10 protein-coding genes and 1 pseudogene are annotated in these 10,004 nt (G+C 63.1%); 5 read left to right on the top strand and 6 right to left on the bottom strand.

The window, feature by feature from the left end:
- Together EOC06_RS42180 and EOC06_RS10610 are read left to right on the top strand one after the other, a co-directional pair.
- On the top strand, positions 1-1,285 hold a 1,285-nt coding region (locus tag EOC06_RS42180; protein WP_245469468.1), incomplete at its 5' end, for an autotransporter domain-containing protein.
- A 35-nt stretch (positions 1,286-1,320) separates the two neighbouring features.
- Complete coding sequence (locus EOC06_RS10610; protein WP_127379941.1) at positions 1,321-1,899, top strand: invasion associated locus B family protein; 579 nt, start codon at positions 1,321-1,323, stop codon at positions 1,897-1,899.
- Positions 1,900-1,986: 87 nt separating this feature from the next.
- Here the strand turns inward: EOC06_RS10610 and coaBC are convergent, their stop codons facing one another.
- The 5 genes from coaBC to ubiE all read right to left on the bottom strand — a co-directional run bounded on the left by coaBC (position 1,987) and on the right by ubiE (position 6,611).
- Positions 1,987-3,219: a bifunctional phosphopantothenoylcysteine decarboxylase/phosphopantothenate--cysteine ligase CoaBC gene (coaBC, locus tag EOC06_RS10605; protein ID WP_127328337.1), complete on the bottom strand. Its 1,233-nt coding sequence runs from the start codon at positions 3,217-3,219 to the stop codon at positions 1,987-1,989.
- A 25-nt stretch (positions 3,220-3,244) separates the two neighbouring features.
- A complete protein-coding gene (locus EOC06_RS10600; protein WP_128307704.1) occupies positions 3,245-3,646 on the bottom strand; it encodes a type II toxin-antitoxin system VapC family toxin in 402 nt (133 codons plus the stop codon).
- 2 nt (positions 3,647-3,648) lie between these two features.
- A complete protein-coding gene (locus EOC06_RS10595) occupies positions 3,649-3,903 on the bottom strand; it encodes a hypothetical protein (RefSeq protein ID WP_127270486.1) in 255 nt (84 codons plus the stop codon).
- A 286-nt stretch (positions 3,904-4,189) separates the two neighbouring features.
- Positions 4,190-5,764, bottom strand: coding sequence for a 2-polyprenylphenol 6-hydroxylase (gene ubiB / locus EOC06_RS10585; RefSeq protein WP_127272445.1), 1,575 nt, complete (start codon positions 5,762-5,764; stop codon positions 4,190-4,192).
- A gap of 70 nt (positions 5,765-5,834) precedes the next feature.
- A complete protein-coding gene (ubiE, locus tag EOC06_RS10580; RefSeq protein ID WP_128307703.1) occupies positions 5,835-6,611 on the bottom strand; it encodes a bifunctional demethylmenaquinone methyltransferase/2-methoxy-6-polyprenyl-1,4-benzoquinol methylase UbiE in 777 nt (258 codons plus the stop codon).
- A gap of 134 nt (positions 6,612-6,745) precedes the next feature.
- Between ubiE and EOC06_RS10575 the strand changes: the two genes are divergently transcribed.
- The 3 genes from EOC06_RS10575 (at position 6,746) to EOC06_RS10565 (ending at position 9,285) form a co-directional block, all read left to right on the top strand.
- Positions 6,746-7,720, top strand: a complete 975-nt coding sequence (locus EOC06_RS10575; RefSeq protein ID WP_128307702.1) for an adenosine deaminase — start codon at positions 6,746-6,748, stop codon at positions 7,718-7,720.
- A 146-nt stretch (positions 7,721-7,866) separates the two neighbouring features.
- Entirely contained in the window at positions 7,867-8,496 is a 630-nt protein-coding gene (gene upp, locus EOC06_RS10570) for a uracil phosphoribosyltransferase (protein WP_127266929.1), read from the top strand.
- A 225-nt stretch (positions 8,497-8,721) separates the two neighbouring features.
- Entirely contained in the window at positions 8,722-9,285 is a 564-nt protein-coding gene (locus EOC06_RS10565; RefSeq protein WP_128307701.1) for a TIGR02281 family clan AA aspartic protease, read from the top strand.
- A gap of 83 nt (positions 9,286-9,368) precedes the next feature.
- Here the strand turns inward: EOC06_RS10565 and EOC06_RS42175 are convergent.
- Positions 9,369-10,004 (bottom strand): annotated as a pseudogene (locus tag EOC06_RS42175) (thymidine phosphorylase); the annotation flags it as partial.

Genomic DNA, 10,004 nt, shown 5'->3' with positions numbered 1-10,004 from the left:
GCCCACGACGCTGCATCCGGCGGTCGGCTTCAATTTCCTGACCAAGGTGGTCGGCGGAACGGATCTGGTTCTCTATGCCGACAATCCGACTTTCCTGGAGTTGGCACAGGATCCTAACTCCGGCACGACCGATCCCGGCGTCTTCCAGATGGCGCAGTATCTCGATGATGTCGAGGCTTCTTCGAGCCCAGACAATCCGATGGCGCTGTTGATCAACATGCTGCGCTTCCTGCCCGATGAAATGGAGCTCGGCTCGGCCCTGACGCGGCTGACGCCGCACTATGCCGTGCACACATTCGAGATGATCAACCGCTCCACGGACATCATGCTGGAGGCGGCGCGCGAATGCACCGGCGTTCCCGCCTACAAGGATCCCGACGGACGCTGTGTCTGGGCGTCGATCAGTCCGCAAGCCGAGTACAGCCGCGACGCTGGGGCCGGCACCACCAGCCGAGACGACGTCATGAAGACGATGTCGCTTGGCGGCATTGGCGAGGTCAGCCAGCACTGGTCGCTCGGCGCAACGATAGGCCGGACCGAATTCGACTCGAAGATCGATTTCAACGGCGAATTGCTGTCGGCCACGACAGGCGAATCCTGGCAGGCGTATGCGCTGGCGAAATATGCCGACAAGAACTACTTCATCGACTTCGCAGTCGGCGGCGGCACCGGCTCCTTCAAGGGCGAGCGCGATACGCATCTCGATCAGGTGGCCTTCATTCCGGGCGAAACGCTGATCGGCGATTATCTGCCGGAGGCATTGCTGCCTGGCATCGGCAACAGTGTCACCTACACGCAGAAAACCGCCCAGTTCGGCGGTTCGGCGCGGCTCGGCATAACGCAGGAGATGGGTGTTTTCTACCTGCAGCCGACCCTGCAGTTCGACGCGCGCTGGCTGCGTGTTTCCGGCAAGGAAGTGGGCTCGGTTGCCGCCTTCAACTTCGACGGCAGCGCCAACATGTATTATTCGGCGACGCCGGCTTTCGAGATCGGTACCGACATTGCACTCAGCGACATTGCCAGCCTTCGCGTCTACGGCAAGGCTGGCGTGGAGTTTTCCGACAAGGAGTGGGAAATCGAAGGTCGCTTCGCGGCGGCGGAGAATCTGCCTGGCAACCCCGCATTGCACTTGACGGAGGCCGTCGATTCGCCGCTCTATCGGGTCGGCGCCGGCCTTGAGCTGAACGGCGTCAATGGCGTCGGCATGTCCGTCAGATATAATGGCGCCTTCGGCGAAACGGTTAAACAGAACGCGATCAGCGCGTCTCTCAAGGTCAGTTTCTAGCTGGCCCGAGGCGGAGCCGGGCGGGAGGGATCTTGATGAGGAAGTACGCGTATTTCGTGGCGATGCTGGGTGTTGCCTGCACCGTCGGCGTGGCGGCCGTGGCGGCGCAAACCAAGAGCGACAAGGCGGTCGCGGCACCCGCTGCCGCGGATGCGCCGCAGTTGCCCGGCGGCGCGTCGGCACTGTCTGAAACCCACGGCGACTGGACGGTCAATTGCCAGATATCGGGCACGGCCAAGACCTGCAGCCTGTCGCATCAGCAATTCAACAAGCAAAGCAATCAGCGGCTGCTGGCGATCGAGCTGTCGAGCAAGACCGGCGAGGATGCCACGGGCACGCTTGCGTTGCCGTTCGGCCTGGCGCTGGCCAAGGGGGTCAGCCTGACCATCGACGATCAGAAGCTGGACGGCAGCCTGGCGTTCAACACCTGCCAGGTCGTCGGCTGTCTGGTGCCGGTGGTGTTCGATGCGACTGTCACGCCGCTGCTGAAATCAGGCACCACACTGAAGATCGACGCTTTCGCGGCAGATACCGGACAAGCGGTGAACTTTTCCATTCCGCTCAACGGCTTCGCCGGCGCGCTTGCCCGGACCGCGCAGCTTTTGACCAATTGAGGTAGAGCCGCAGGACTTAAAGCGCTGCCTGAATGTCGTCTCGCGGCAGGGCAGTGCGTCACTGCCTCAGAACGTCTCTGCGTCGGTTCAAACGATGATGGTTTTAAGCCTTTCGGCGATCAAGGCGGCGAGCCGCGCCGCCACATCGTCCTTGCTCATCTCCGGCCATTCCTCGACGCCAGCCTTTGACACGATCCGCACCCGGTTGCGATCGCCGCCCATCACGCCCGAAGAACCGACGCCGCTTCCCTGCGACACGTCGTTGGCGACGATGAGATCGGCGCCTTTTTTCTTGAGTTTGGCCTCGGCGTTGCGCAGGAGATCCTGCGTCTCGGCGGCGAAGCCGATAACCAGGCCGGGTCGCTGGCTGTGATGGCCGACGCCGGCGAGAATGTCGGGATTTTCGACCATGCGCAGCACCGGCGGCCCTTCGCCGGCGACCTTTTTGATCTTCTCACCGGCTGAATTCTCGGTTCGCCAGTCGGCAACGGCGGCGACGAACACCGCCGCGTCGGCAGGCAGCAGCTGTTCCACCGCGTCGCGCATCTCTTGCGCACGTTCGACATGGATGGTCTTCACGCCAGCCGGATCGGCAATATCGACTGGGCCGGAAACGAGGCGCACATCGGCGCCGAGCCTGGCCAGTGCCGCCGCTATGGCATGGCCCTGCTTGCCGGACGAACGGTTGGCGATGTAGCGCACCGGGTCGATCGGCTCATGCGTGGGGCCGGAGGTGACGATGATCCTGCGCCCCGACAGCGGCTTCGGGCCGACGTCGAGCAGTGCCTCGATCGCGGCGACGATCTCCAGCGGCTCGGCCATGCGGCCTTCGCCCGCTTCATTGCTTTCGGCCATCTCACCCCTGGCCGGACCGACGAAGATGACACCGTCTTTCTGGAGTGTCGCGCGGTTGCGGCGGGTAGCCGGATGCGCCCACATTCTGGGGTTCATGGCCGGCGCCATCAACACCGGCTTGTCGGTGGCGATGAGCACGGTGGAGGCCAGATCGTTGGCGTGGCCATTGGCGAGCTTGGCCATCAGGTCGGCGGTGGCGGGCGCCACCACCAGCAGATCGGCCTCTCGCGACAGCCTGATGTGGCCGACATCGTGCTCGTCCTGGCGGTCGAACAGTTCGGTAAAGACATGGTCGGCGGAGAGCGCGCCGGCCGACAGCGTGGTGATGAATTCCTGCGCGGCCGATGTCATGACCACCCGAACCGCGGCCCCGCGCTCGCGCAGCCGGCGGATGAGATCCAACGCCTTGTAGGCGGCGATGCCGCCGCCGATGATGAGCAGGATGCGCTTGCCGGAGAGGCTCATGCCCAAGACCAGTTCTTATCGAGTGTCATGCCGGCTTCAGCGCCGGTTCGATATCGGTATGGATGAAATCATTGCCCTTGAAAAGCAGCGGCAGGTTTCGCGTCCTGGCGAGGGCGTAGGAAAAACAGTCGCCCATGTTGAGTTTGGCGGGATGGCCAGTGCCGCGGCCATAGAGGGCATAGGCTTCAATGCCGGCCTGTGCATGTTCGGCAGTGAGAGCGACGATCGTGACTTTCAGTCTTTCTAGAAGGCCTCTCAACTCAGCTGTGCCGGCCGCCCCATAACGTCCGACGATGACCGTGCCACATTCCATCAGGGTCGCGGCGCTCATAAACATCAGCTGATTTCCGGCGAGGCGCTGGGCTATCACCGGTGCATCAGGCTCCTGCTTGAGGATGGCCAAAATCGCGGAGGTGTCGATCACCACAGTCAGTCCTCCTCGATGAAGGACCAGAGCTCATCCGTTAGTTTTTTCTGATCGAAGTCCACTTTTCGCAATCGTCGACCGAATTCGAGGATTTCCTCTGCCGTGACGACATCGTCGTCGTGCTTGTTGACTGCCGCTACATCCTTCAACAACAGGGTTCTTGCCTCCTGCTCCATTGACACGCCATGTCTGGCGGCCTGCTCGCGCAGCCTTTGCTTCAAATCCTCGTCGAGATTGCGGATCGTCAGGGTGCCCATGGCTATTCCTGCATTCTTGCGATTGATTGATCCTTGGGTCTTTCCCCAGATGCCAAACCCGTTCGGTCGAACCCTTTTGTGGTCGGCAGCCCAACGGATGCGGCGAGCACGTCCCGCGCTTCCTGCTCCATGGAAACGCCCCGCGCGGCGCCGCGCTCGCGTAGCCGCCGCATGACATGGTCTTCCAGATTGCGGACGGTAATCCTCGCCATATGCACACTCCTACGTAGAATATAGCGATCTCGATTTCCGACTGCAATGACAGCATTGCTGTCATTGCCTGCACTCAGATGATCTTCCAGGCGATATAGACCAGCGTCAGCGCAATTACCCAGAGTGCCCAGCGGCCGGAGCGGCTGTAGCGCGCCTCGGCCTTGCCGATGGCGTCGGCGGTGGTCTCGTCGAAGCGCAGGCCGTGCTCGGCCATCAGGTCGATCTCGCGCGACAGCCGGTCGGTGCGCGCCGCAAGCTCGGGAATCTGGCGGGCCAGGGTGAGCAGCGCCCGGGCGCCGTCACGCGCATCGATCATCATGCCACGCGGCCCAAGATTACCTGATATCCAGTCGCCGACCACCGGCTCGGCCGTCTTCCACATGTTGAAGGCCGGGTCGAGCGTGCGCGCCACGCCCTCGACCACCACCATGGTCTTCTGCAACAGGATCAATTCGGGCCGCGTCGCCATGTCGAAGAGTTCGGTGACCTCGAACAGCAGCGTCAGAAGCTTGGCCATCGAGATGGTCTCGGCCGGCTGGCCATGGATCGGCTCCCCGATCGCCCGGATCGCCTGCGCGAAGGCTGCGACATTGTGCTGGCGCGGCACATAGCCGGCCTCGAAATGGACCTCGGCGACACGCAGATAGTCGCGCGTGATGAAGCCGTAGAGAATTTCGGCGAGGAAGCGGCGCTCCTTCTTGCCGAGCCTGCCGGCAATGCCGAGATCGACGGCAACGATGGTGCCGTTTGCCTCGACGAACAAATTGCCCGGATGCATGTCGGCATGGAAGAAGCCGTCGCGCAGGGTGTGGCGCAGGAACGACTGGATGAGGTTGGCTGCGATCGCCTTCAAATCGTGGCCGGCGGCTTCCAGGCCGGCAATGTCGTTCATCTTGACGCCGTCGACCCATTCCATGGTCAAGACGTCGCGGCCGGTGCGCTCCCAGTCGACGGACGGCACGCGAAAGCCGGGGTCATCCCTGGTGCTTTCGCCGAGCTCCGAGAGAGCCGCCGCCTCGAGGCGAAGATCCATCTCGATCTTGGTGGTCTGCGCCAGCGTCTGGGTGACCTCGACCGGCCGCAGCCGGCGGGACGAGGGGATGTATTTCTCCTGCAGGCGAGCGGCGAGGAAATAGCTTTCGAGATCCTGGAAGAAACGGCGGCGCACGCCGGGCCGGATCACCTTGACCGCCACCTTGGTGGCAATGCCGTCATGGACAGCGTCGGCGGCATGGACCTGGGCGATGGAGGCGGCGGCGACCGGGTCGCCGAATTGCGTATAGAGATCGCCGATCTTGCGCCCGAGCGAAGCCTCGATCGCCGCGATGGCCTCGGCCCGGGGGAAGGTGTGCATCTTGTCCTGCAACGTGGCGAGATCGAGCGCCATGTCGTTGCCGACGACGTCGGGCCGTGTCGCCAGGAACTGGCCGAGCTTTACATAAGATGGACCGAGCCGGACGACCGCCTTGGCCAGCCGGTCGCTGCGCTCATAGGCCAGCGCGCGGCGGCGGGTGAACAGCCGCGCCATCCGCCATCCGAACTTCGGCAGGCCGGACAGTTCCTCACCCGGCAGAGCGGCGACGACACCCTCGCGGACCAGCACCCAGCCGGCCCTTACGAGCCGGAATCCTGCACTGACATTGCTCATGGCAGCGCCAATCCTGCCGGCTCTTTGAACCGGCATAGCACGCGTCGGTTGTGAGAAATGCGGCCCGGCCTCAAAGCTTCCAGCCCGAATGAAGTGCTGCAATACCGCCGGAGTAGTTGCGGAAGGAAACGCGGTCGAAGCCGGCGCGGGAAATCATCGTCGCGAAATTCTGCTGATTGGGAAACCTGGCGATCGATTCGACCAGATAGGAATAGGGTTCGCCGTCGCCAGTGACCATCTTGCCGATCTTTGGAATGGCGTTGAACGACCAGGCTTCGTAGGCCTTGTCGAGAAGCGGCATCTCGACCTCGGAAAACTCCAGGCACAGGAAGCGCCCGCCGGGCTTCAGCACGCGAAACGCTTCGCCCAAGGCCACCTCGATGCGCGGCACGTTGCGGATGCCGAAAGCGATGGTGTAAGCGTCGAATGTGGCATCGGCAAAGGGCAGTTCCTCGGCATTGGCCTCGACGAAATCGGTGTTGCCGGACAGGCCCTTCTTTTCGGCCCGGTCGCGGCCGACGGCCAGCATCGAGCCATTGATGTCGAGCACGGTGGCATAGGCATTGCCGTGGCTGGCATCGACGATGCGGAAGGCGATGTCGCCGGTGCCGCCGGCAACGTCCAGCACGCGCCAGCCGATCCTTTTGGGAGGATTGAGCCAGGTGACCATGGCGTCCTTCCACAGCCGGTGCAGGCCGGCCGACATCAGATCGTTCATCAGGTCGTAGCGGTTGGCGACCTTGTGGAAAACATCGTTGACCAGGGACTGCTTGTCGCCAGCCCCTACACGCTTGAAACCATAGGAGGTTTCCATGCCGCCCGCGGCCGTGGTTCTCTCAACTGACATTTTTTTGATCCGTCATAAAACCGGCGGGACCATAGCCGATCGATGGTGCGGGCGCTATTGTTTAAGGCGCGGTGTTCAGCCGCGCTTCCAGGTGGCGGGTTTTCGAGACCTGGACGGACCGACGGGATGGTTGAATGCCTTTGAAAGCGGAACTGCACTGCCACATCGAAGGGGCAGCGGCGCCCGAACTCGTCATCCGCCAGGCGCAGAAATACGGCAAGGACACCTCGCCCTATATCCAGAACGGTTCCTTCGTCTGGCATGACTTCACCTCCTTCCTGGCGGCTTATGATTTTTCCGCCGATCTGTTCCGGACCGAGGAGGACTATGCGCGGCTGGCCGACCATTATCTGACCAGTCTCGCTCGCGATGGCGCCATCTATTCCGAGGTGTTCACCTCGCCGGACCACGCGAAAAAGGCCGGCCTGTCGCCCAAGGCCTATACCGATGCGCTCGGCGAAGGCATGGCCCGCGCCAAGGCCAAGACCGGCATCGAGGGCCGCATGATCGTCACCGGCGTGCGCCATGTCGGCGTCGAGTCGATCGAGCAGGCGGCGCGCTTTGCGGCGCGCTGCGGGCATCCGCTGGTCACCGGTTTCGGCGTCGCCGGCGATGAGCGCATCGGCGATATGGAGGACTATGTCAGGGCTTTCGAGATCGCCCGCGAGGCCGGGCTCGGCATCACCATCCACGCCGGCGAATTGACGGGCTGGGAGACCGTCCAGGCGGCGCTCGATCATATCCGTCCGTCCCGCATCGGCCATGGCGTGCGCGCCATCGAGAACCCGGACCTCGTCCGGCGCATCGCCGACGAGGGCGTCGTGCTGGAATGCTGCCCCGGTTCTAACATCGCGCTCAAGGTGTTCGACAGTTTCGCCGATCATCCATTTCCGGCCCTGCAGGCGGCCGGCTGCAAGGTGACGCTCAATTCCGACGATCCGCCCTATTTCTGGACCTCGCTGAAGCGGGAATACGACATTGCCGCCGAGCATTTCTCGATGAACGAAAAGGCGCTGGCCGTCGTCACCCGCACCGCCATCGAAGCCGCTTTCGTCGATAGAAAGACGAAGACCGCGCTTCTTGCCCGGTTGAACAGCGCGGCACGCTGATTTCCGCCGACAAAGCTGTGGTCGGTGCGGGCCAAGCGGTTCCTTGGCCGGCGCATTGCCGCTAGGGTTCGCTCAGGCAGCTTGAAGCGCGGCGCGTCCGAAAGGGCCATGCGCGCATTTTCGGGCGCAGGCATCAGGAGAACACCATGCAGGGCGTCACCGTCGTCGACCACCCGCTTGTCCAGCACAAGCTGACCATCATGCGCAAGAAGGAAACCTCGACGGCCGGCTTTCGCCGGCTGCTGCGCGAAATCTCGCTGCTGCTCGGATACGAGGTCACCCGCAACCTCGAACTGACGACGACGACCATCGAGACGCCGATGGAAACCATGGAAGCGCCGACGCTTGAGGGCAAGAAGCTGGTCTTTGCCTCCGTGCTGCGCGCCGGCAACGGCTTGCTGGAAGGCCTGCTCGACCTGGTTCCGGCGGCCCGCGTCGCCCATGTCGGTCTCTACCGCGATCACGAAACGCTGGAAGCGGTCGAATATTTCTTCAAGGCGCCGAGCGATCTCGCCGACCGGCTGGTGATCGTCGTCGATCCAATGCTGGCCACCGCCAATTCGGCGATCGCGGCGATCGACAAGCTGAAAGAGCGCGGCGCCACCAACATCCGTTTCCTTTGCCTGCTGGCGGCGCCCGAAGGCATCGAACGCTTTCTCAAGGCGCATCCGGACGTTCCCGTCTTCACCGCTTCGATCGACCGCCAGCTCAACGAGAAGGGCTACATTATGCCCGGCCTCGGCGACGCCGGCGACCGCATGTACGGGACCAAGTAATACCAGGCAAAGTCACCTTGGTGCGATTTACCAAATGTTTACGCAAAGGCGCGGTTTTGGCGCGCGTTAAAGCGGCAAACACCATCCGGGTCTAACGATCGGCTGTCACTACGGCGCCGCGCGTCCATTTCGGACGCGCAAAGGACGCTGTAGCATTTTGATTTGCGCGTGAGCCTTTCCGAAAATCGATCCCGATTTCCGGGGGTCATGCGGCGAGGCCGATCCATGCTGCGCAAACTTCTCATCCTCGCCGTTTTCGCCGGTTCATCGGCATCGATACCGATTGTGTATCAGTCCAATCCGCAACTCGTCGAAAACCTGCTGAGGTCGGCGGTGCCGGGCAAACAAGCGGTCGAAGCCCAACCAGACGTCAATCTGGCATCGGTGCCCAACAAGCCCGCGGCACCGCTGCCGATGGGCCGCAAGGTGGTCGTCGCGGCAGACGATCGCGGACATTTCTCATCGGCTTTCAAGTTCAACGGACGCCAGGTCGACGGCATGATCGACACCGGCGCCACGCTGGTCGCCATCAACATGTCGACGGCACGCAGGATCGGCTTGTCGCTGAACGCTTCGGACTTCAGTCACGAGGTCAACACCGCCAACGGCACCATCAAGGCGGTCGTGGCCATGATCGACCGCCTGCAGATCGGCAACATCACGGTCAATGACGTCCAGACCATCGTGCTCGACGACAGGGCGCTGCGCACCAATCTGATCGGCATGAGCTTCCTCAACCGGCTCGACAGATACCAGGTCGAGAACGGCACGCTGCTGCTCGTCCAGTAAGGCTATTCGTTTGCCGCAATTCCCAAGGGAAAGCGCTATGCGCTTTCCCGGGAAAACCGGTCCACACTTTTCCTGAAATTGCTTTAGCCGCGCGGCAGAATCCGCCGGATGACCGACTTGTCGGCGGGCGGCTTCGAGGCGCCGACCGTATAGGCCGAAAGCACGGTAGCCGCGGCGGCCTCGGCATCGGCCGATGAGCGGGCATGGATCAGCGCCAGCGGCTCGCCGATCCCAACCTCCGCACCGACCGGCAACAGCCTGGTGATGCCGACCGCGGGGTCGATCCTGTCGTCCGGCCGCGTGCGTCCACCTCCCAGGCCGACCACGGCGAGCCCGATATCGCGGGTGGCGATGCCGGTGACGAAGCCGTTTACGGTCGCCTTGACGGCAAATTCGATCGTCGCCGCCGGCAGATACTTTTCCGGCTTCTCGATGAAATTGGCGGGGCCGCCAAGCGCGGCCACCATGCGTGCGAAGGTGGCGGCGGCGCGGCCGCTGGCGAGTGTCTCGGTGGCGCGCCGCATGCCATCCTGGTTGGACGACACCAGCCCGGCCGACTGCAGCATTTCGGCGGCCAGCGCCAGCGTCACGTCCTCGAGCCGACGGTCACGATACCGGCCGGTGAGGAAATCAACGGCGTTGCGCACCTCGACGGCGTTGCCGGCGGCCGACGCCAAGGGCTCGTTCATGCCGGTGATCAACGCCGAAGCCTTTAGTCC

This window comes from Mesorhizobium sp. M7A.F.Ca.MR.362.00.0.0, assembly GCF_004023175.1.
Taxonomy (GTDB): Bacteria; Pseudomonadota; Alphaproteobacteria; order Rhizobiales; family Rhizobiaceae; genus Mesorhizobium.
Note: the sequence above shows the minus strand (reverse complement) of the source record. Positions and strands in the feature narration are given on the sequence as shown.